We start from the raw sequence: 21,721 nt of genomic DNA on the forward strand, positions 1-21,721 counted from the left end.
CTAACCGCTATCCCTCTACTGTATCCCGGATTCAAAGGTCGCAAATTATAACACAGCCGCGGTGATACAGGTAAACCTATACGCTTTATTCACAGGGATTGCCTGATATACTCATTTGTCTTGCTAAATAAGGAGTAAAAGCGCCCATGAATGCCGAAAAATCCCCGGTGGCACACAACGTTGACCACGAAGAGATTGCCAAATTTGAAGCGGTGGCGTCCCGCTGGTGGGATCTCGAAGGTGAGTTCAAACCGCTGCATCGCATTAACCCGCTGCGTCTGGGCTATATCGCGGAGCGTTCCGGCGGTCTGTTCGGTAAGAAAGTGCTCGACGTCGGCTGCGGCGGCGGCATCCTGGCGGAGAGCATGGCGCGCGAAGGGGCCACCGTCACCGGCCTGGACATGGGCTTCGAGCCTCTACAGGTTGCCCGTCTTCATGCGCTGGAGTCCGGTATACAGGTGGAATATGTGCAGGAAACCGTAGAAGAGCACGCGGCAAAACATGCCCACCAGTACGATGTGGTGACCTGCATGGAGATGCTGGAGCACGTTCCGGATCCGCAGTCCGTGGTAAACGCCTGTGCAAAACTGGTGAAGCCGGGCGGCCAGGTCTTCTTCTCGACAATTAACCGCAACGGTAAAGCCTGGCTGATGGCCGTGGTCGGCGCAGAATATGTGCTGCGCATGGTGCCGAAAGGGACGCACGACGTGAAGAAGTTTATCAAGCCTGCCGAATTGCTGGGCTGGGTTGACCAGACGTGGCTTAAGGAGCAGCACATCACGGGCCTGCACTACAACCCGCTAACGGATAAATTCAAACTTGCCCCGGGCGTGGATGTTAACTATATGTTGCATACAACCGCCAAAAACGACTAACGTCATCCGTTATTCTTATAATGATTGCGCGACATCATGTTGCGCAATTCTGACCTCCCGTTGAAGAAATCAGCACTCGATCAAATTTTGAATTTTTTTTCTAAATTATTGACATCTCTTCCAGGCCTTACGGTACGAGGACTTACGCTTTTTTACCCTTTCACAACCTCAATTTAACCTCAAAATCAACCCTTGTGCTGAAAAGATTCGATACTAGAATACTCACCATATAGCGTTTTTCTTATCGCAAACCCCCTATATGTAGTATTTATCCACAGAGTTAGTCACAAGACGGATCTGTGGATAAGCGGGGGATATTTTTTATTTCACGGACAGGTAAAACCCACATGAATCAGAGTCTGCTGGTGACAAAGCGCGACGGTACTACCGAGCGTATCAATCTGGACAAAATCCATCGAGTTCTCGACTGGGCAGCAGAAGGGCTGAACAACGTATCTATCTCCCAGGTTGAACTGCGTTCCCACATTCAGTTCTACGACGGCATCAAAACGTCTGATATCCACGAAACCATTATCAAAGCAGCGGCGGATCTGATCTCCCGCGACGCACCGGATTATCAGTACCTCGCTGCGCGTCTGGCGATTTTCCACCTGCGTAAGAAAGCCTACGGCCAGTTCGAGCCGCCAAAGCTTTACGATCACGTGGTGAAAATGGTTGAGCTGGGCAAATACGACACGCATCTGCTGGAAGACTATACGGAAGAAGAGTTCGAGCAGATGAACGGGTTTATCGATCACTGGCGCGACATGAACTTCTCCTACGCGGCGGTGAAGCAGCTCGAAGGCAAATACCTGGTTCAGAACCGTGTGACCGGTGAGATCTACGAAAGCGCCCAGTTCCTCTATATTCTGGTGGCTGCCTGCCTGTTCTCAAACTACCCGCGCGACACCCGTCTGGACTACGTGAAGCGTTTCTACGATGCGGTATCGACGTTCAAAATTTCTCTGCCAACGCCGATCATGTCTGGCGTGCGCACCCCTACCCGTCAGTTCAGCTCTTGCGTACTGATCGAGTGTGGTGACAGCCTGGATTCCATCAACGCCACCTCCAGCGCCATCGTGAAATACGTCTCCCAGCGTGCCGGTATCGGCATCAACGCCGGTCGCATCCGCGCGCTGGGCAGCCCGATTCGCGGCGGTGAAGCGTTCCACACCGGCTGTATCCCGTTCTACAAGCACTTCCAGACGGCGGTAAAATCCTGCTCTCAGGGCGGCGTGCGCGGCGGCGCAGCGACCCTGTTCTACCCAATGTGGCACCTGGAAGTGGAAAGCCTGCTGGTACTGAAAAACAACCGCGGCGTGGAAGGCAACCGCGTGCGTCACATGGACTACGGCGTGCAGATCAACAAGCTGATGTACACCCGTCTGCTGAAAGGGGAAGATATCACCCTGTTCAGCCCGTCCGACGTCCCGGGCCTGTACGACGCGTTCTTCGCCGATCAGGACGAGTTCGAGCGTCTGTACACCAAATATGAAAAAGACGACAGCATCCGTAAACAGCGCCTGAAGGCGGTAGACCTGTTCTCCCTGATGATGCAGGAGCGCGCCTCTACCGGCCGTATCTACATCCAGAACGTTGACCACTGCAACACCCACAGCCCGTTTGATCCGGCGGTTGCGCCAGTGCGCCAGTCTAACCTGTGCCTGGAGATCGCCCTGCCGACCAAACCGCTGGAAGACGTGAACGACGAAAACGGCGAAATCGCCCTGTGTACGCTCTCCGCATTCAACCTGGGTGCGATTAAGAGCCTGGACGAGCTGGAAGAGCTGGCCGTGCTGGCGGTACGTGCGCTGGATGCCCTGCTGGACTACCAGGATTACCCAATCCCGGCCGCTAAACGCGGCGCAATGGGCCGTCGTACCCTGGGTATCGGCGTGATCAACTTCGCCTACTGGCTGGCGAAAAACGGCAAGCGTTACTCCGACGGCAGCGCTAACAACCTGACGCACCAGACGTTCGAAGCGATTCAGTTCTACCTGATGAAAGCCTCTAACGAGCTGGCGAAAGAGCAAGGCGCGTGCCCGTGGTTCAACGAAACCACCTATGCAAAAGGCATTCTGCCGATCGACACCTATAAGAAAGACCTGGATGCGATCGTCAGCGAGCCGCTGCACCTGGACTGGGAAGGCCTGCGCGAGTCCATCAAAACGCACGGCCTGCGTAACTCCACGCTCTCTGCCCTGATGCCGTCCGAGACCTCTTCGCAGATCTCCAACGCCACCAACGGCATCGAGCCACCGCGCGGCCACGTCAGCATTAAAGCGTCGAAAGACGGCGTGCTGCGTCAGGTGGTGCCGGATTACGAAACGCTGGGCAACAACTACGAACTGCTGTGGGAGATGCCAAACAACGACGGCTACCTGCAGCTGGTGGGTATCATGCAGAAGTTTATCGACCAGTCGATCTCTGCCAATACTAACTACGACCCGACGCGCTTCCCGTCCGGCAAGGTACCAATGCAGCAGCTGTTGAAAGACCTGCTGACCGCCTACAAATTTGGCGTGAAAACGCTGTACTATCACAACACCCGTGACGGTGCAGAAGACGCGCAGGACGACCTGGTACCGTCAATTCAGGACGATGGCTGCGAAAGCGGCGCATGTAAGATCTAATGAAGGGCGGGGATATCCCCGCCTTTATTTCGTAAGACAGGACACACTCATGGCATATACCACCTTTTCACAGACGAAAAACGACCAGCTCAAAGAGCCAATGTTCTTCGGCCAGCCGGTCAACGTGGCACGCTACGATCAGCAAAAATATGACATCTTCGAAAAGCTGATTGAAAAGCAACTCTCCTTCTTCTGGCGTCCGGAAGAAGTTGACGTTTCCCGCGACCGTATTGATTACCAGTCGCTGCCGGATCACGAAAAGCATATTTTCATCAGCAATCTGAAGTACCAGACGCTGCTGGACTCCATTCAGGGCCGTAGCCCGAACGTGGCGCTGTTGCCGCTGATCTCGATTCCTGAGCTGGAAACCTGGGTGGAAACCTGGGCGTTCTCTGAGACGATCCACTCCCGCTCTTACACCCACATCATCCGCAACATCGTGAACGATCCGGCGGTGGTGTTTGACGATATCGTCACTAACGAGCAGATCCAGAAGCGCGCGGAAGGCATTGCGCACTACTACGACGAGCTGATCGAGATGACCAGCTACTGGCATCTGCTGGGCGAAGGCACCCACAGCGTGAACGGCAAAACCGTTACCGTGAACCTGCGCGCGCTGAAAAAGCAGCTGTACCTCTGCCTGATGAGCGTTAACGCCCTGGAAGCGATCCGCTTCTACGTGAGCTTCGCCTGCTCCTTCGCCTTTGCCGAGCGCAAGCTGATGGAAGGCAACGCCAAAATCATCCGTCTGATCGCTCGTGACGAAGCCCTGCACCTGACCGGCACCCAGCACATGCTGAACCTGCTGCGCAGCGGTACGGACGACCCGGAGATGGCGGAAATCGCTGAAGAGTGCAAGCAGGAGTGCTACGACCTGTTCGTGCTGGCGGCGCAGCAGGAGAAAGAGTGGGCAGACTACCTGTTCCGCGACGGCTCCATGATTGGCCTGAACAAAGATATTCTGTGCCAGTACGTGGAGTACATCACCAACATCCGCATGCAGGCGGTTGGTCTGGACCTGCCGTTCCAGACGCGCTCTAACCCGATTCCGTGGATCAACACCTGGCTGGTATCCGATAACGTGCAGGTTGCGCCGCAGGAAGTGGAAGTGAGCTCTTATCTGGTCGGTCAGATTGATTCTGAAGTCAACACCGACGACCTGAGCGACTTCCAGCTCTGATGACGCGCGTAACGCTGAGCCTTTCTGGCACCGAAGTGCTGTGCCAGGAAGAGCACCCTTCCCTGCTGGTGGCGCTTGAAGCGCATCAGGTGGAGGTAGAGTACCAGTGTCGTGAAGGCTATTGCGGCTCCTGCCGCTGCCGTCTGGTCGCAGGCCAGGTGGACTGGCTGACCGAACCGCTGGCCTTTATCAGTGAAGGGGAAATTTTGCCCTGCTGCTGTCGGGCAAAAGGCGATATTGAGATCGAGATGTAAAAAAGGGCCTTACGGCCCTTTTTTCTATTTTAAGAACGTCACCGCTTTATCCGGGAAATCCGTAAACAGCCCGTCCACGTCCGCCTGCTTATACAACACCTCGTAAAGCTGATTCACATCGGTGGCATATGGCGGCAGCTGGTCGGCACGCACCGTGTACGGATGCACCTGCATCTTGCTGGCGTGCGCCTCTTTCACCATCGCCGTCAGCTTCACGTGGCCAGGCGTTGAGCCTTCCGCCACCAGCATGTGATAATCCGGCCCGATGCCGTCAGCGTACTGCGCAATCTGCTTCATCGCGCCCGGCTTGAACATCCAGTCGTAGCTGTAGTTCACCCACTTCCCGTCCGGCTGTTTCTCCTGGGTTTCGTTCCAGTCGGTGTAGGCAATCAGCTGCACCAGATTGAGATCCATCCCCATCTTCGGCTCCAGCTCGGTTTTGATGCGCTTCAGCTCGGCGGCGTCAAAACACTGCAGGTAAACTTTGTCCTTCTTGCTGGTGTAGCCGTACAGTTTCAGCACCTCCAGCGTCTTCGCGGCAATGTCCTTCCCTTCCTGATGGTGGAACCACGGCGCTTTGATTTCCGGGTAGATACCGATATTTTTACCGGTCGAGTGGTTCAGCCCCTGAACAAACTCAATCTCTTCCTGGAAGGTATGGATCCGGAAGTCAGATTTGCCCATCGGGAAACGTCCCGGGTAGACCTGCACCTTCTTGCCGTTTTCAATCTCAAAGCCTTCGGTAAACTTCAGAGAGCGAATTTCATCCAGGGTAAAGTCGATGGCGTAGTAACGACCGTCTTTGCGCGCGCGGTCCGGGAAACGCTCCGCCACGTCCGTGACGCGGTCAAGATAGTGGTCATGCAGGACGACCAGCTGGTCGTCCTTCGTCATCACCAGATCCTGCTCCAGGTAATCCGCGCCCTGGGCATAGGCCATCGCTTTCGCCGGCAGCGTATGCTCCGGCAGATAGCCGCTGGCACCGCGGTGGGCGATAACGATTTTATCCGCCGCCAGGGCAGAGCCTGTCATCAGGCCTGCCAGCAGCAGGCCGGTGGTTAATGGAGTTAATTTCATCGCAATGCTCCTTATTGACGACGCGCCAGCACTTCCGCGTGGTGACGTTTCTCGCCGATCATCACAACAACCAGCAGCAGAACCGCCAGCACGCTGCCGCCGATCATCACCATAAAGCCGCCGTCCCAGCCGAAGAAGTCAACGGTGTAGCCCACGATAGCGCTCGCCGCGACGGAACCGCCGAGGTAGCCAAACAGACCGGTAAAGCCTGCCGCAGTGCCCGCCGCTTTTTTCGGCGCCAGCTCCAGCGCGTGCAGACCGATCAGCATCACCGGGCCGTAGATCAGGAAGCCGATAACGATCATACAGGCCATGTCTACTGATGGGTTACCCGGCGGGTTAAGCCAGTAAACGACAGTCGCGATGGTCACCAGGGTCATAAAGAACACGCCCGTTGCGCCGCGGTTGCCTTTAAACACTTTGTCCGACATCCAGCCGCAAATCAGCGTGCCCGGGATCCCGGCGTATTCATACAGGAAGTACGCCCAGGAGGATTTATCCAGCGCGAAATGCTTCACCTCTTTCAGGTAGGTCGGGGACCAGTCGAGGATGCCGTAGCGCAGCAGGTATACGAACACGTTCGCCACCGCGATGTACCACAGCAGCTTGTTCGGCAGTACGTACTTCATGAAGATCTGTTTCGCGGTCAGCTCTTCTTCGTGCTTCTCGCTGTAGTCATCCGGATAGTCGTTTTTGTACTCTTCGATTGGCGGCAGCCCGCAGGACTGCGGCGTGTCGCGCATCAGTGCGAAGGCAATAATCGCCACCAGAATAGCACCAAAGGCAGGCATGTAGAGCGCCGCGTGCCAGTCGTTGAACCAGGCCATCCCCAGCAGGAACAGCAGAGGTGGAAGCCCACCCCCGACGTTATGCGCGCAGTTCCACACCGACACAATGCCGCCACGCTCCTTCTGCGACCACCAGTGCACCATGGTACGTCCGCACGGCGGCCACCCCATCCCCTGGAACCAGCCGCAGAGGAACAGCAGCACGAACATGATGGCAATGCTGGACGTCGCCCACGGCACAAAGCCCATGAACAGCATGACCGCTGCCGCGAGGATCAGACCGGCGGGCAGGAACACGCGCGGATTCGAGCGGTCCGACACGGAACCCATGATGAATTTGGAAAAACCGTAGGCGATGGAGATCCCCGACAGCGCGAAGCCCAGGTCGCCGCGAGAGAAGCCCTGCTCCACCAGATACGGCATGGCGAGCGCAAAGTTTTTACGTACAAGATAGTACGCCGCATACCCGAAGAAGATCCCGAGGAAGATTTGCCAACGCAGACGGCGGTAGAGAGGATCGATCTCTGCCTCTGGCAGTCGCGCCCGATGCGGCGCAGGTTTGAAGATACTGAGCATAACAGCCTCCGTGGCCTTTCAAAAAATGACCAGGCATCTCGCGCCCGGTTACAGAGGCGGGGATGTTAAAAAAACATGCGGTTTGTTACTGTGAATCAACGCACAGATTGTTACAGAAATATGACAGAATGCGCAAAAAAGCGCATGAAATCACGTTTCAGTTTCGAATTTCGCGCGTTTATGTTCGAAATCAAACAAACCACACGTTTTATGTGGCTAAATGCTAAAAAACGAACATAGAGGAAAGGCAATGACAATTCACGATCCACGCTACAGCGATGTGATTATCATTGGCGGTGGCGCAACCGGCGCCGGCATCGCACGCGACTGCGCCCTTCGCGGCTTAAGCGTCACGCTTCTGGAGCGCCACGATATTGCCACCGGCGCGACGGGGCGTAACCACGGCCTGCTGCACAGCGGCGCGCGGTATGCGGTCACCGACGGTGAATCCGCGCGCGAATGTATCGCTGAAAACCAGATCCTCAAGCGTATCGCCCGACACTGCATAGAGCCGACCGACGGCCTCTTTATTACCCTTCCCGAAGATGACCTCGCCTTTCAGTCAACCTTTATAACCGCCTGTACTGCAGCGGGCATTCAGGCGGAGGCCATGGATCCGGCGCTGGCCCGGCGGCTGGAGCCGTCGGTGAACCCGACGCTGATCGGCGCGGTGAAGGTGCCTGACGGCACCGTCGATCCGTTCCGCCTGACCGCCGCCAACATGCTGGACGCACGCGAGCATGGCGCGCGCATTCTGACCGGACATGAAGTGACCGGGCTTATCCGCGAGGGTCATCGCATCTGCGGCGTGCGGGTGTTTGATACGCAGTATAACGAGCACAGCGAGCTGCACGCCGCCGTGGTGGTCAACGCGGCGGGGATCTGGGGCCAGCGCATCGCGGAATACGCCGACTTATCCATCCGCATGTTCCCGGCCAAAGGTTCGCTGCTGATCCTTGACCACCGCATCAATAACCACGTCATCAACCGCTGCCGCAAACCGTCTGACGCCGACATTCTGGTGCCGGGCGACACCATTTCGCTCATCGGTACGACGTCAACGCACGTTGACTACAGCGACATTGACGTCAACCGGGTCACCGCCGAAGAAGTGGATATTCTGCTGCGCGAAGGGGAAAAGCTGGCGCCGGTGATGGCGCAGACGCGTATCCTGCGCGCCTACGCGGGCGTGCGTCCCCTTGTCGCCAGCGATAACGATCCGAGCGGACGTAACGTCAGCCGGGGCATCGTGCTGCTCGATCACGCCGAGCGCGACGGCATGGACGGGTTTATCACCATTACCGGCGGCAAGCTGATGACCTACCGGCTGATGGCCGAGTGGGCGACCGATGCCGTCTGCCGCAAGCTCGGAAATACCGAACCGTGCGTTACCGCAGAACAGCCGTTGCCGGGATCGCGCCAGTCTACCGAAAAAACGCTGCAAAAAATCATCTCCCTGCCCGCGCCGCTGCGCGGTTCGGCCATCTACCGCCACGGCGACAGAACGCCGCAGTGGCTCGGTGAAGGACGACTGAGCCGCAGCCTGGTGTGCGAGTGCGAAGCCGTTACCGCAGGCGAAGTGCAGTACGCGGTAGAGAACCTGACGGTCAACAGCCTGTTGGATCTCCGCCGCCGCACCCGCGTCGGAATGGGGACCTGTCAGGGCGAGCTGTGCGCCTGCCGTGCCGCCGGGCTGCTGCAGCGTTTTCATACCACCACCGCCACCCAGTCGCTCGATCAGCTCAGCGCGTTTTTGAACGAGCGCTGGAAAGGTATTCAGCCTGTCGCCTGGGGCGATGCCCTGCGCGAAAGCGAATTTACCCGCTGGGTCTATCAGGGGCTTTGCGGCCTGGAGAAGGAGCAACACGATGAAATTTGATACCGTAATCGTCGGCGGCGGGCTGGCAGGCTTGCTCTGCGGCATCAAACTCACGAAGCAGGGGCTGCGCTGCGCCATTATCACCCGCGGCCAGAGCGCCCTGCACTTCTCGTCGGGATCGCTGGATCTGGTGGACGAAGCGTACCGCGACAGGCTGCCGCCGGAGCACCCCTATCACCTGGTTGGCGCGCAGCATATTGACCGCTTTGCGCTGGAAGCCGAAGCGCTGCTGGCGGGCTGCGGCGCGCGTCTGAAGGGAAGCGCCAGGCAAAATCACCAGCGCATCACACCGCTCGGCACCCTGCGCTCCGCGTGGCTCAGCCCGGAGGAAGTCCCCGTGGCCCCCGTCAGCGCGGGACGAATGCGGGTGGTGGGTATTAGCGGCTTTCTGGATTTTCAACCCCATCTCGCGGCGGCCTCGCTCTGTCGCCAGGGCATCAACGCCGACACGGCAGAAATAGAGCTGCCCGAGCTGGATATCCTGCGCGATAACCCGAGCGAGTTTCGCGCGGTGAATATCGCCCGTTTTCTGGATAACGAGGACAAATGGCCGCTGCTGTATGACGCGCTCAGGCCGCTCGGTGAAACCTGCGATGCTCTGTTAATGCCCGCCTGCTTTGGTTTAAACGACAACCGGCTCTGGCGCTGGCTCTCGGATCGTCTGCCCTGCACGCTCGGTTTACTGCCGACGCTTCCCCCTTCCGTACCCGGCATTCGTCTGCACACCCAGCTTCAGCGCCAGTTTGTTGCGCAGGGCGGCGTGTGGATGGCGGGTGACGAGGTGAAAAAAATCACCCTGACCGACGGCGCGGTGAGCGAAATCTGGACGCGCAACCACGAGGATATTCCGCTTCGCGCCCGCTATACGGTGCTGGCGAGCGGGAGCTTCTTCAGCAACGGGCTGCTGAGCAGCCGGGAGGGCATCCGGGAAGCGATTATGGGGCTGGATGTGCGGCAAACCGCTTCCCGCGCGGACTGGTATCAGTGTGATTTCTTCACGCCGCAGCCCTGGCAGCAGTTTGGCGTAATTGTCGATAACCGGCTACATCCGCAGCTTTCCGGTATACCCGTCGGTAATCTTTTTGCCATCGGCTCGCTGCTGGGCGGATACGATCCGATCCCCCAGGGATGCGGCGGCGGGGTTTGCGCCGTCACGGCGCTGTATGTAGCCGAGCAGATTATCCAGCGCGTGGAGGCTGAACAATGAACGATACCCGTTTCGAAAGCTGCATTAAATGCACGGTCTGTACCACCGTCTGCCCGGTCAGCGGCGTAAACCCGCGCTACCCTGGGCCAAAGCAGGCCGGGCCGGACGGCGAGCGCCTGCGCCTGAAGGACGGCAGGCTGTACGACGAGGCGCTGAAATACTGCATCAACTGCAAGCGCTGCGAGGTCGCCTGCCCGTCGGACGTGAAAATCGGCGACATCATCCAGCGCGCCCGGGCGCGCTACAGCACGCAAAAGCCGACACTGCGCGATGCGATCCTGAGCCATACCGATCTGATGGGCAGCGTCTCCACGCCGTTTGCCCCGCTGGTAAATGCCGCAACCTCACTCAAGCCGGTGCGTCAGCTGCTGGATGCCACGCTTAAAATAGACCATCACCGCAGCCTGCCAAAATATTCTCACGGCACCTTCCGTCGCTGGTATAAAACCGTCGCGGAGCAGCAGGCGCAGTACGACGATCGGGTAGCCTTTTTCCACGGCTGCTATGTGAACTACAACCACCCGCAGCTGGGAAAAGACCTGCTGAAGGTGCTGAACGCCATGGGAACCGGCGTACAGCTGCTTAGCAAAGAGAAGTGCTGCGGCGTGCCGCTGATTGCCAACGGGTTTACCGATAAAGCGCGCAGGCAGGCCAAAAGCAACGTCACCTCCCTGCGCGAAGCGATTGTCGATAAAGGCATGCCGGTGCTGGCGACGTCGTCCACCTGCACCTTCACCCTGCGCGATGAGTATCCGCACCTGCTGGACGTGGATAACGCCGGACTGCGCGAGCATATCGAGCTGGCGACGCGCTTCCTCTGGCGCAAGCTGGACAGCGGACAGACGTTGCCGCTGGGAACATTGCCGCTGAAGGTGGTCTATCACACCCCGTGTCATATGGAGAAAATGGGCTGGTCGCTTTATACGCTGGAGCTGCTGCGGTTAATTCCGGGGCTGGAGCTGACGGTGCTGGATTCGCGCTGCTGCGGCATCGCAGGCACCTACGGCTTTAAGCGTGAAAACTACGAAACCTCGCAGGCAATTGGTGCCACGCTGTTCCGCCAGATTGAAGAGAGCGGCGCGGATATCGTGGTGACGGACTGCGAAACCTGTAAATGGCAGATTGAGATGTCCACCAGCAAGCGCTGCGAACATCCGATTACCCTGCTGGCGAAAGCGCTGGGCTGAACGTTGCCGGGGCGAAAGGCCCCGGCACAGGCATTACTCAACGAACAGCGACTCGACAACGTTAATCCAGCCGTGCTCGCTGGCGACCTCTTTGCCGTTGAGCCAGCGGCGCAGCATATTCAGCGCCATCATGGCGCACACCTCCTGACGCACCGCCAGGCTGTGGCGGGTGATGCTCATTTTTACCCGCAGCGCCCAGGTGCCTTCCGGCGTCGCCAGCGCGAAGTTGAGGTAATCCTCATCCAGCCCGCCGACAAACAGCGCCAGACCGGCAAAATGCTTCACCCTTCTTTCGGAAGCCCAGCGGGCGGTTTGCGCCAGGGTCTCCTGCTGAAACGGCACCACTTCGCTGGCGAGCAGCGGCGCGTTGACGCGCGACAATTGCAGCGCCAGCAGGCCACCGGTGAACTGCTCGCTTAAGGTCACGCTGAGCTGGCGAGTCTGCAGATGTTTTGCAATCTGCTCAGGCAACCCTTCCGTCCCTTCAAAAATCAGGCTTTCGCCCGCCACGCGCTGCACCTCAGGCCACAGGGCCAGCATCGCCTCTTTCTGCGTGGCCGGTCCTGTTAATTTGAGTTCAATGATCGGCATAGAGGAGCGATAGCCCATGGAGACGCCCGGCGGCAGCGGAAGGTGGTCAAGGCTCTGGGCCAGATCGCTTTCCGAGCGGCCAAAGGTGGTCAGGCGCAGGCACAGCGGAGGTTCAGGCAGAGTAAAACGCTGGCGAAGGCGCGGCAGGATCTGCTGCTCGACCATTACCTTAAATTCGGAGGGCACGCCCGGCGTGAAGAACATCAGGCAGCGGTTCATCTGCATGGCAAACCCGCATGCGGTACCGACCGGGTTATCAACCAGCTCGGCGCTGGCGGGAATTTCAGCCTGCTTGCGGTTGCTGGGGGCCATGACGCGGCCACGTTCGGAGAAGAAGCGTTCCATCTGCGAAAGCCACGCCTCGTGCAGCACCAGCCCTTCGCCTTTTGCGGTCGCGGCGGCCAGCGCGCTGAGATCGTCACCGGTGGGGCCGAGCCCGCCATTCACGATCAGCACGTCGCACTGTTCGCTACGCTCGCGCAAAATGCTGACCAGGGACTCAAGGTTGTCTCCTACCGTATTGCGGCGCGTTAACGGTAATCCTTGCTCAAAGAAAAGATCGGCAAGCCAGGCAGCATTGGTATCAATAATCTGTCCGTGCAGCACTTCGTCGCCGGTGGATAACATCTCCACGTTAATCATTGTGTTCTCCCGCTTATTTGGTCAAAACACTATAGCGCAAACGCGGGGTGGAGATGAGAGAAACTGGCGCGACGGAACGCCGCGCCGGAACGATTAGAAGCCTGCGCTCACGCCCACGTACGGGCCGTCAGCCAGCGCGTTATCGCGGTTGCCGTCTTTACCGGCAAGGTTCAGATAACGGTAGCCCGCTTCGATGGTAATCGGACGCATGATGGTCCAGCGCGCGCCGGCGTTGGCTTCTTCATAGCTGTCGATGCCGCTGGAGAGGGAATCCGGAGAGTAGTAGTACTCACCAAACAGGCCGAAGCTGTCGCCAATTTTCCACTGCAGGCCGCCGCCCACTGCCGCTGCGTACCCTTCATCACCGTCGTTCGGGTTGGTGTAGATACCTTTACCGCCAACGGTGGCCAGGAATGGGCCAAGAGGAATATTCAGACCGAGGCCGAGGCTTGCCGCGTCGCCGTCGTCATCGTTGTGCGTCCAGCCGCCGGTCATTGCCAGACCGGAGGTGTCAGTACCCATGCCAAAACCGAGGTGGGTATAGTCCTGACCCGCCGAACCATTAATGCTAATGGCGTTAGCCGCCGCAGATACAACCATCAGGCCGAGGCCCAGTAATGCCACTTTTTTCATTATCGCGATCCTGCATAATTATAGAGAAGTCCCCAAAACCGCGAGATTTTAACCTGAGTCTGCGGGGGATCAAGCACTCTGCGTGCGGCGGACAGGAAGATTGTAACGATTTGAAACCCTCGGCTTTTTTACGTAAGCAGCAGAAAGCGCATTTTGACGCAAAGGCCACCCAGCGTTTCGCTGCGGGTCAGCTGCATATGGCTGCGATGCAGCCGGGCGATATCCGCCGCCAGCGCCAGCCCAATTCCGGAACCGGCGGCGTTCCCGACGTTGTCCAGACGGTGGAAAGGCTGCATCGCCTGGTAGATCTGATCCTCTTCAATGCCGGGGCCGCTGTCCTCAACGCTCAGCTCAACGACGCCGCCATCCACGCGCAGGAAAACGGTCACGGTCCCGCCTGCAGGCGTATATTTAATCGCGTTCTCCAGCAGGTTGGCGCACAGCTCGCCCAGCAGAACGTCATCGCCTTCGATCGTGACCGGCTGCTGTACACCGTCATATCCCAAATCGATCGCCTTGCTCCGCGCCTGCGCCAGCCGGGAAAAGCAGCAGTTCTGCACCACCTGAACCAGATCCACAGGCGTAAAATGACGATCCCCCTGCTCTTTTCCCTTCACCGCTGAAAGCTGCAGCAGCCGCTCGGTGAGCACGATAGTGTCGTCCAGCGTGACATTCATTGCCCGCAGGCTCTCCTGCCACAGGGCGGGATCCTGACGCGCGAGGGCGACGGAGGCCTGGGTTTTAAGCACCGCCAGCGGCGTTTTGAGCTGGTGCGACGCATCCGCGTTAAAGCGTTCCTGACGCGAAAGCACGCCGCGCAGCCGGTCGATATAGCGGTTAAAGGCGACTATCAGCAGCCGGGTCTCGGACCAGGGCAGCAGCTCCGGCAGCGGTGCGAGCAGGCCCGGCTCGCGCCGCACCATCAGTGACGAAAGCTGGCGCATTGGGCGCAGCACGCGGCGCAGCAGCCATGCGGTCAGCACCAGCGTCAGCAGCACCAGCAGCCCCTGTGAAACCCAGGATGAAAAGAGCAGCTGGCTGGCGAGATAGCGGCGGGACTGGAGCGTCTCGGCGACGTAAATCTCCGCCATGCCAAAAACATTATCTTCATTGACGGGCTGCAGCAGGCGCGCCACCCGAATCGCCTGGCCGCGATATTCGGTGTGGTAAAACCAGGCCAGCGCCGGATAGAGCGTGGTGCGCGACGTCGCAGGCGGCATCTTCGGCAGATCGTCATAGCCGGAGATCACCCGTCCGTCGGGGTCGACCACCTTATAGTAGAGCCGGTCGTTCATGTTGAGCTCAAAGCTGTCGAGCACCACCCAGGGCACGCCCACCGCCAGCCTGCCGTTGCGCACCTCCAGCCGCTCGGAGATGGTGCGGGCAGAGGATAACAGCGTGCGATCGTAGGCCTGCGTGGCCGCCTGCAGCGCGCTAACGTAGCTGTTAAAGGCCGACAATCCCCACAGCAGCAGCAGCGGCAGGCCCAGGAAAAGCAGCAGCTGCAGATAGAGCGACTGCGGCTTAACCCACCTCATCGCCGCACTCCAGCACGTACCCAAGCCCCCGAAGGGTGGTTATCCGCACGCCGCTGCCGGTCAGCTTCTTACGCAACCGGTGAATATAGAGATCGATGCTTTCAGGGCTGACGTCGTCGTTCAGGCTGAACACCTGGTCGAAAAGCTGCTGTCGTGAAACCGGACGGGTCCGGCGGTGCATCAGCACTTTCAGCAGGGAGAGCTCCCGCGGCGTCAGGGAAAGCGGTTCATCGCGCAGCAGGAAAAAGCCCTCGTCGTCATACTCCAGCTCCCCAAGGCGCTGACGCTCCTGCGTTCGACCCTCGCTTCGGCGCAACAGGGCGCGCAAACGCGCGTCAAGCTCCTCCAGCTCAAATGGTTTTGGCAGATAGTCATCTGCCCCGGCGTTCAGTCCCTTCACCCGATCCGCCACGTTGCTGCGGGCGGTAAGAAACAGCACCGGCAGCGTCTGCCCCCGTTTTCTGAGGCGGTGGACCACTTCCAGGCCGTCAAAACCGGGCATGCCGATGTCCAGAATAGCGACCGCGTAGTTTTCACCCTGCAGCAGATGGTCGGCGGCACGTCCGTCGGAGACGCAGTCCACGGCAAAGCCTTCCTGCACCAGCGCTTTCTCCAGCCAGTGAGCCAGCTCACGATTATCTTCTGCGAGTAAGAGACGCATTCTGTAGGTAACTCCATGTTTTAACTGATTACAATTTGAGAACACTTCGTTTTATGTCCGGTATGTTGTCCGGTTTAATAAAAGCAACTCAATTCATCACATGGAAAGAATGCCGACTTGTTACATGTTTGCAACATAACGCTACGGGATATGCGGTCAGCATAACACAAAACCTCACATCGCCGGGCAATCATCAAACTCACCTGCACGCGCATCATTGATGATGTATGTGATAACACCAAATATCGCATCGGGGCTCGTCCCGTCATCATGCGCAGGTATCTCTTACCGCCTTACCGTCTGCAAATCCTCAAGGTGCGCCTTTGGATGATTGCGATACCGCTTAATCTTCAGCTCACCTTCCAATCTGCAAACCAGCAATGAGCCGTCGCATGGCGTAAGTGACGCATCAACGACAAGAAGGGCGCCGCTAAGGATGCCTTCCCGGTAGTGTGTCGAACCTGCTCACATGAATTACGTAGCCGCTGGCCTGGTTATGATGCGCTGGTCTAGTGATATGCGTTGCTCAACATAGTCTTGCGCTGGACTCGGAAATCCCATGATGCACCTCCTGATTACTGTATATATACAGCATTTCAGCTTTTGAAAATGATCAAGTGCTGATCAGATTGATGTTAGGTGGTAAACTCCGATAAATTACGAGACATTAAATCATCAAAAGGATTTATTCGTGGAAAGGCTTCATTCAAAAACCAAATCCTTAGACGGGATTCAGACACTTCGTGGTTTTGCAGTATCCTTGGTTGTTTTATCGCACTTTGCGATAATTATTTCACCAATGGTTCCATCAACTCATTTTTTTAATATATTTATTTCTAACTCACCATTTGGTGTTGATCTTTTTTTCTTTATTAGTGGGTTTATTATTGTATATACTACACAAGGTAATATCTCATCAGGAAAGATAAGGGCAATAGATTTCTCTATAAAACGAGTATTAAGGATAATGCCTGTTTATTTACTTTGCCTTATTTTCTATATTCTTTTTGTATGTTATTACGACAATGTAATGGAAGGTAAAATCATTGATGGATGGCAAATAGTTAAAAGTATATTTTTAATACCACTAAATCCTTCCGAGTCTTCTCCGGCGTATGGTTTTAGCTTGTTAATTCCAGCATGGACTTTGACTTATGAAATGTACTTTTACACCGCATTTGCAATTTCTTTGTTTATCAGCTCACGTTACAGGACTTTGTTCTGTTCAATAATCATAATAGTAATATTAGTATCCCTGCAATTATCAAACTCTGGATCATTATCGTTCGATGCCCAAAATGTATATTTAAACGAAGACTCTTTATTTAGGAATGTTTCATTTTTAGCCAACCCGATAGTTTTTGATTTCATAATTGGAATGGTCGTAGCAGAGTTGTTTTTATCTAAGTTATACAATAAAATCACTCCAATTTTAAATATATTATCGCCGGTTATATTGTGTCTTGGTTTGGCAATGTTTGCCTCTATGTTTAGATATGGAAATGGTATTACAAACGGAGGATTGGGTGCACTATTGATATTCGTGTCTATTTTACACTATGATCTTAGCAGATCAATAAAATACCCTAAGCCATTAACTTATCTTGGTGATATATCATATTCATTTTATATATCACACGTTTTAACTATTAGTCTATGCGATAGATACTCAAGTTTATTTTATGTATACACTCAGGTTCAAGGCTGGAGAAGATATTGCGTAGTGATCTTAATCTCCTTGGCGGTTTCTATAGTGCTGAGGTTATTGATAGAAAAACCATCAGGGAAACTATCAAAGCATCTTGTTGGTAAATTAAAAAATAGAGCAATATCTGAATAAGATAATCAATCTGAAGGCCCCTAAGTAGGGGCCAATACAATAATTAATATGGCATTAACTATAAATGATTTTGTTGATTATGCATTTGTACCATCTGCCCGCTTCCATGTTCATGTGGTGGCGTTCCACCATATTGGCAGGCCTAAGTTAGTATCGTAATATTGCTGCCCAGTCTTAGGCGACGCTGGCCTTTGTGAGGTCCCCCCATGACTAACAATTACAGTATCAGGAACCCCTTGACATGCCAGCGCCCTATACTTACTTGGGTCTCCACCTATATTCACTTCGCTGTTGCCATCAAATACAGAAGACAATACTGTAACACCTCCGCTTGTGTCTTCAATATTTATGCCACGCTTTTGGGTTGGACCGTCATTTGGGATTCCTCCCTCACCAAAAGGACATCCAGCAAATGCAACGTATTGTGTATCACCACCAATCCTGATGCCACCTTCACCATTGTTTGTAAATCTGGTGTTAGTGAATGATGATTTTTTACACGCATCCATGTATACGCCGAAGTCTTTACTGTAATGGAATTCTGTATTTACACAGTTTACCGAGAAACAATCTTTAAGCGTTAGCCCATGCCCCTCAAAGGCATCCATATGGCAATTTGCAATAAAAACAAAAAGGTTGCAATTGTTGAGTCCTGTAACAACTTCAATTGTTACATCAGTCAGTTCGCACAATTCATGGCTTAGCTTTGCCCAATCGTCATATCCCAATAGCAGGCATGGAGTAGATGTCGGATTTGCGCAATAGGTATTTCGCATTTGAAATCCTACTGAGTTACGAACTTCAATACGGGAAGAGTAAGCAATAAAACTGTCTGAGATAACTAATGAATCTGCCCAGTCAACACCATTTGGTTGAGTCCTATTTGAAAAGAATTATGAACCTATTCCACGAATTTTCCTAAAGGTGACAAATCTGTAGTCTATAAACTCAAATGTTAATCTGTAGAATGTACATCCGAATACCTCCATTTGCTGCTCTGTTAAATATTTTAGAGTGATATCTGCCATTAAGCCCCCTCAAGCACTGTCACGCGTGCCTTCAGGTCAGCTATTTGCGCGTATAAGTCGTTAAGTAGTGTATTGAGGTGATTTGCTGCGAGCTTGCTACCTGCTGAGATTGATCCATCTGGCATACGAACGGGAGACACAAACCCGCTGGCAAGAATTTCATCTGGAATTGGTTCTTTGTTTTTCTGACCGTCCGCATAAGTGACGTCAGTATCTGCAAATGATGTTATAGCCATTTAATTTCTCACTTAGGCATAGCACCACAGAGCATCGTCCCGGTGACGCCATAGTCACGGGAGAAAATAAGTAGATAATCGTCGTCAGCGACGCCGAGATATGAAACGTTTACTTCTTGTACGCCAGACACTGACCCAGCCGCATCAAGGTATGAGCCTGAGATGAATACAGACCCACGGTTAAGTCCAAGCGCCGTGTCGGTGTCTACCTGCATTGCTGTGTTATCACCGACCTGTAAGACCTGCCCTGAATTGGTGTCTATTCCTGCCAGGGAGAAACCGTTTAGTCCATAATCGTGCGTTGAATAAGTTCGTACGCCAGCAACAGAAGCGCGGTCGACGATGGCATTGATGTTTGTCGGTACATAAGGTCCGGTTGCATGAACGCTGAATGCGGCAGGATATAGCTCTACCAGTTCGACATCAGCGCTTGATGTAGTTGTTGCCGTTACAACCATGACGTTATCTGGCGTTCCGCTAAAGGCAGTCGCCGGTTTCGCCTGCATGATTTCCCGGCGATAATCTTCATCTGACATCCCATCACGACCGACATCAACGTACTGACCGAACCTGTCCAGCTCTATGCCGTGGGCGTTGTATATGCTTTGCGTCAGGTAGATGTATTTGGCGCGCGCTTCAATTTCAGGATGTAGTACGCCAATAGCAGCAAAGAGGCTTGGGACCTGTCCGCCTTTTTTTAGCCAGTCAGTTGACCTCTGTCGTATCAGCGCAAGGAAATCGATATCAATCCATTCATCAGACACCTGAGACCTCCACATTGGCAGCGGAGAACGAAGCGAAGGAGTTTTCAGCAACGGAAATGTTACTTTCGGCAAACGTAGTTCCGTCAGTACTGACAGTGATGGTCATTTTCCCAATGCCGGTGGTATTGGCATAGATGTAGCCATAAATGCGCTGGGTAATGACGTCGTCACCAAGGCCAAGAGTCGCACCGTAAGCAACAACACCTTGCTTGATAGCGTCCACAACAGTCGCAGGCAATGGCTCCTCAGTATCCAAAAGAACAACGTCAACTTTGACGTAAATATCCACCTCTGTTGGGCGTGAGAAGTTAACCAGGTGTGGTCTTTCGTACCGGTCATATACAGTGATCGCAATTGAACCGTAAGTAGCTATACCTGCACCTTTGTATTTCCAGATAGCGTCAGCAATATCCTGCTCCAGTCCGCCAGAAACGATAGTGTGGATGGCTTTTGGAGGAATGCTGTTCACTGTCGCCATAGTGTCGTTTTCAATGACTTTTGCTAAGGTTACGCCGCTGACTTCCGTAATCAGGCGAGTCTCAATTGCTGGGATTGTGGCAGCACCGCCAGATGACGCTCTGCTCTGGTATAAACGCTGGCGATAATCCGTGTCTGATTCCCGGTCGGAGCCGGTAGCCCTCTGAACGAGGTTATTAACTCCGGTCCATCCGGTGATCGCACTTACAGGATTGTTTAATCCGCCAACAGGAACGACAATCGGACCGGCTTCAGTGGCCTCAAAGATTGCCGGTGATCCAATCAACTGCCAGGACAGGCCCGCGCAAAGAGAAACTGCTGGTCGGATTTTTTCCCTGCTTCACCTGCTCACGAGCCCACTCTCTTTCTCTTCTGGCATCAGCCAGAGAAACAGCCGGGTACTATCCGATCGTATAGCGGCCATCTTTTTTCGGTGTTAGCCAGAACCTGTAGCGCCATATCTTGGCACCGGTAGGTCTGATATCAAGATAGAGACCCTGCCCATCCTGAAGCGAGTAAGAGACGCATGTCACATCCTGTAAAGTTGGTGTCCCGTTGAAAGGGAAATGAAAGGTTATTGTTTTAACAATCACGCAACGGAACCGCTACAAGGTGGTTCACATAATCAGAAAAAAGACCCGTACCCCCGGCGTGAGGATAAACGATGAAAAACAATTACTTTCTACCCTTGCTGCAAGCGTGTTGCTGTTGAGTACCTCTGTCGTTCAGGCCCAGGACGCTCCGTCCCGTACCGAATGTATCGCCCCGGCCAAACCGGGCGGCGGTTTCGATCTCACCTGCAAGCTTATTCAGGTCAGCCTGCTGGAGACGAAGGCCATTGAGAAACCGATGCGCGTCACCTACATGCCAGGCGGCGTGGGCGCGGTGGCCTATAACGCGATTGTCGCGCAACGTCCGGCGGAAGCGGGAACGGTGGTGGCCTTCTCCGGCGGCTCGCTGCTGAACCTGTCGCAGGGCAAGTTTGGCCGCTACGGTGTGGACGACGTGCGCTGGCTGGCGACCGTCGGCACCGACTACGGAATGATTGCCGTGCGTGCCGATTCCCCGTGGAAATCCCTGAAAGATCTGCTGACCGCTATGGAAAAAGATCCGAACAGCGTGGTGATTGGCGCAGGGGCGTCTATCGGCAGCCAGGACTGGATGAAAGCGGCCCTTCTCGCCCAGCAGGCGAAGGTTGACCCGCATAAAATGCGCTACGTGGCCTTTGAGGGCGGCGGCGAACCGGTCACGGCGCTGATGGGCAACCACGTTCAGGCCGTTTCCGGCGATCTCAGCGAGATGGTGCCGTACCTGAGCGGGGATAAAATCCGCGTGCTGGCGGTCTTCTCGGAAAACCGTCTGCCGGGCCAGCTGGCGAACGTCCCGACCGCCAAAGAGCAGGGTTATAACCTGGTCTGGCCGATCATCCGCGGCTTCTTCGTCGGGCCAAAAGTGACCGACGCCGAGTACCAGTGGTGGGTCGACGCGTTCAACAAACTCCAGCAGACCGAAGAGTTTAAGAAACAGCGCGATCTGCGCGGACTGTTTGAGTTCAACCTGACCGGTAAGCCACTGGATGAGTACGTCAAAAAACAGGTGAATGACTACCGCGAACAGGCGAAAGCCTTTGGCCTGGCGAAATAACCGGAGGCGCT

The 21,721-nt window shown here is 55.2% G+C and carries 19 protein-coding genes and 2 pseudogenes; 9 read left to right on the forward strand and 12 right to left on the reverse strand.

The window, feature by feature from the left end; genetic code table 11:
- The first annotated feature begins 146 nt into the window (after window positions 1–146).
- The 4 genes from ubiG (at window position 147) to yfaE (ending at window position 4,942) form a co-directional block, all read left to right on the forward strand.
- Window positions 147–875 (forward strand): bifunctional 2-polyprenyl-6-hydroxyphenol methylase/3-demethylubiquinol 3-O-methyltransferase UbiG, encoded by a 729-nt coding sequence (gene ubiG / locus ACMWL8_RS04895; RefSeq protein ID WP_020690665.1) that lies wholly within the window; start codon window positions 147–149, stop codon window positions 873–875.
- A gap of 347 nt (window positions 876–1,222) precedes the next feature.
- Window positions 1,223–3,508, forward strand: a complete 2,286-nt coding sequence (gene nrdA / locus ACMWL8_RS04900) for a class 1a ribonucleoside-diphosphate reductase subunit alpha (protein ID WP_045259710.1) — start codon at window positions 1,223–1,225, stop codon at window positions 3,506–3,508.
- Between the two features lie 49 nt (window positions 3,509–3,557).
- Window positions 3,558–4,688 carry a class Ia ribonucleoside-diphosphate reductase subunit beta gene (nrdB, locus tag ACMWL8_RS04905; RefSeq protein WP_041908962.1) on the forward strand — a complete coding sequence of 377 codons (1,131 nt, stop codon included), beginning with the start codon at window positions 3,558–3,560 and terminating at the stop codon, window positions 4,686–4,688.
- Entirely contained in the window at window positions 4,688–4,942 is a 255-nt protein-coding gene (gene yfaE / locus ACMWL8_RS04910) for a class I ribonucleotide reductase maintenance protein YfaE (protein WP_010433414.1), read from the forward strand. Before nrdB ends, yfaE begins: the two co-directional genes overlap by 1 nt.
- A gap of 24 nt (window positions 4,943–4,966) precedes the next feature.
- Here the strand turns inward: yfaE and glpQ are convergent, their stop codons facing one another.
- Together glpQ and glpT are read right to left on the reverse strand one after the other, a co-directional pair.
- Window positions 4,967–6,019, reverse strand: a complete 1,053-nt coding sequence (gene glpQ / locus ACMWL8_RS04915; protein WP_045259709.1) for a glycerophosphodiester phosphodiesterase — start codon at window positions 6,017–6,019, stop codon at window positions 4,967–4,969.
- Between the two features lie 11 nt (window positions 6,020–6,030).
- Complete coding sequence (gene glpT, locus ACMWL8_RS04920; RefSeq protein ID WP_028013908.1) at window positions 6,031–7,383, reverse strand: glycerol-3-phosphate transporter; 1,353 nt, start codon at window positions 7,381–7,383, stop codon at window positions 6,031–6,033.
- Between the two features lie 250 nt (window positions 7,384–7,633).
- Between glpT and glpA the strand changes: the two genes are divergently transcribed.
- Genes glpA through glpC form a run of 3 tightly spaced genes read left to right on the forward strand, consistent with a single transcriptional unit; the run spans window position 7,634 to window position 11,656 of the window.
- On the forward strand, window positions 7,634–9,262 hold the full coding sequence (gene glpA, locus ACMWL8_RS04925; RefSeq protein WP_028013909.1) for an anaerobic glycerol-3-phosphate dehydrogenase subunit A: 1,629 nt from the start codon (window positions 7,634–7,636) through the stop codon (window positions 9,260–9,262).
- The gene (gene glpB / locus ACMWL8_RS04930) at window positions 9,252–10,469 is read left to right on the forward strand and encodes a glycerol-3-phosphate dehydrogenase subunit GlpB (RefSeq protein WP_045259708.1); all 1,218 of its coding nucleotides are present in this window, start codon (window positions 9,252–9,254) and stop codon (window positions 10,467–10,469) included. Before glpA ends, glpB begins: the two co-directional genes overlap by 11 nt.
- Window positions 10,466–11,656, forward strand: coding sequence for an anaerobic glycerol-3-phosphate dehydrogenase subunit GlpC (gene glpC / locus ACMWL8_RS04935; RefSeq protein WP_045259707.1), 1,191 nt, complete (start codon window positions 10,466–10,468; stop codon window positions 11,654–11,656). The genes glpB and glpC overlap by 4 nt, the downstream gene beginning before the upstream one ends.
- Window positions 11,657–11,689: 33 nt before the next feature.
- On the opposite strand, the gene ACMWL8_RS04940 is transcribed toward glpC, so the two are convergent.
- From ACMWL8_RS04940 to ACMWL8_RS04960, 5 genes and pseudogenes are all read right to left on the reverse strand, one after another.
- Window positions 11,690–12,889, reverse strand: coding sequence for a nicotinamide mononucleotide deamidase-related protein YfaY (locus tag ACMWL8_RS04940; protein ID WP_045259706.1), 1,200 nt, complete (start codon window positions 12,887–12,889; stop codon window positions 11,690–11,692).
- A gap of 93 nt (window positions 12,890–12,982) precedes the next feature.
- Window positions 12,983–13,522: a YfaZ family outer membrane protein gene (locus tag ACMWL8_RS04945; RefSeq protein WP_028013913.1), complete on the reverse strand. Its 540-nt coding sequence runs from the start codon at window positions 13,520–13,522 to the stop codon at window positions 12,983–12,985.
- Between the two features lie 128 nt (window positions 13,523–13,650).
- Complete coding sequence (locus ACMWL8_RS04950) at window positions 13,651–15,060, reverse strand: sensor histidine kinase (protein ID WP_045259705.1); 1,410 nt, start codon at window positions 15,058–15,060, stop codon at window positions 13,651–13,653.
- Complete coding sequence (gene tctD / locus ACMWL8_RS04955) at window positions 15,047–15,721, reverse strand: transcriptional regulator TctD (protein WP_028013915.1); 675 nt, start codon at window positions 15,719–15,721, stop codon at window positions 15,047–15,049. The genes ACMWL8_RS04950 and tctD overlap by 14 nt, the downstream gene beginning before the upstream one ends.
- Window positions 15,722–15,895: 174 nt before the next feature.
- Window positions 15,896–16,282: pseudogene (locus ACMWL8_RS04960) on the reverse strand (S24 family peptidase).
- Between the two features lie 130 nt (window positions 16,283–16,412).
- On the opposite strand from ACMWL8_RS04960, the gene ACMWL8_RS04965 reads away from it, so the two are divergent.
- Window positions 16,413–17,561: an acyltransferase family protein gene (locus tag ACMWL8_RS04965; protein WP_072049665.1), complete on the forward strand. Its 1,149-nt coding sequence runs from the start codon at window positions 16,413–16,415 to the stop codon at window positions 17,559–17,561.
- Window positions 17,562–17,671: 110 nt separating this feature from the next.
- Here ACMWL8_RS04965 and ACMWL8_RS04970 read toward each other — a convergent pair whose 3' ends face one another.
- From ACMWL8_RS04970 to ACMWL8_RS04990, 5 genes and pseudogenes are all read right to left on the reverse strand, one after another.
- Window positions 17,672–18,337 (reverse strand): right-handed parallel beta-helix repeat-containing protein, encoded by a 666-nt coding sequence (locus ACMWL8_RS04970; protein ID WP_072049664.1) that lies wholly within the window; start codon window positions 18,335–18,337, stop codon window positions 17,672–17,674.
- Window positions 18,338–18,588: 251 nt separating this feature from the next.
- Window positions 18,589–18,825, reverse strand: coding sequence for a hypothetical protein (locus ACMWL8_RS04975; protein WP_045259703.1), 237 nt, complete (start codon window positions 18,823–18,825; stop codon window positions 18,589–18,591).
- An 8-nt stretch (window positions 18,826–18,833) separates the two neighbouring features.
- A complete protein-coding gene (locus ACMWL8_RS04980) occupies window positions 18,834–19,589 on the reverse strand; it encodes a hypothetical protein (protein ID WP_235428239.1) in 756 nt (251 codons plus the stop codon).
- Window positions 19,582–20,352 (reverse strand): baseplate J/gp47 family protein, encoded by a 771-nt coding sequence (locus tag ACMWL8_RS04985; RefSeq protein ID WP_235428238.1) that lies wholly within the window; start codon window positions 20,350–20,352, stop codon window positions 19,582–19,584. The genes ACMWL8_RS04980 and ACMWL8_RS04985 overlap by 8 nt, the downstream gene beginning before the upstream one ends.
- Window positions 20,327–20,659: pseudogene (locus ACMWL8_RS04990) on the reverse strand (Arm DNA-binding domain-containing protein). The gene ACMWL8_RS04985 and the pseudogene ACMWL8_RS04990 overlap by 26 nt, the downstream one beginning before the upstream one ends.
- Before the next feature lie 64 nt (window positions 20,660–20,723).
- Between ACMWL8_RS04990 and ACMWL8_RS04995 the strand changes: the two are divergent.
- Window positions 20,724–21,710: a Bug family tripartite tricarboxylate transporter substrate binding protein gene (locus ACMWL8_RS04995; RefSeq protein ID WP_375151307.1), complete on the forward strand. Its 987-nt coding sequence runs from the start codon at window positions 20,724–20,726 to the stop codon at window positions 21,708–21,710.
- Window positions 21,711–21,721: the final 11 nt, after the last annotated feature.

This window comes from Enterobacter sp. 04-C-12-SI-ECC (assembly GCF_047530715.1).
In the GTDB taxonomy this organism is placed as follows: Bacteria; Pseudomonadota; Gammaproteobacteria; order Enterobacterales; family Enterobacteriaceae; genus Enterobacter; species Enterobacter bugandensis.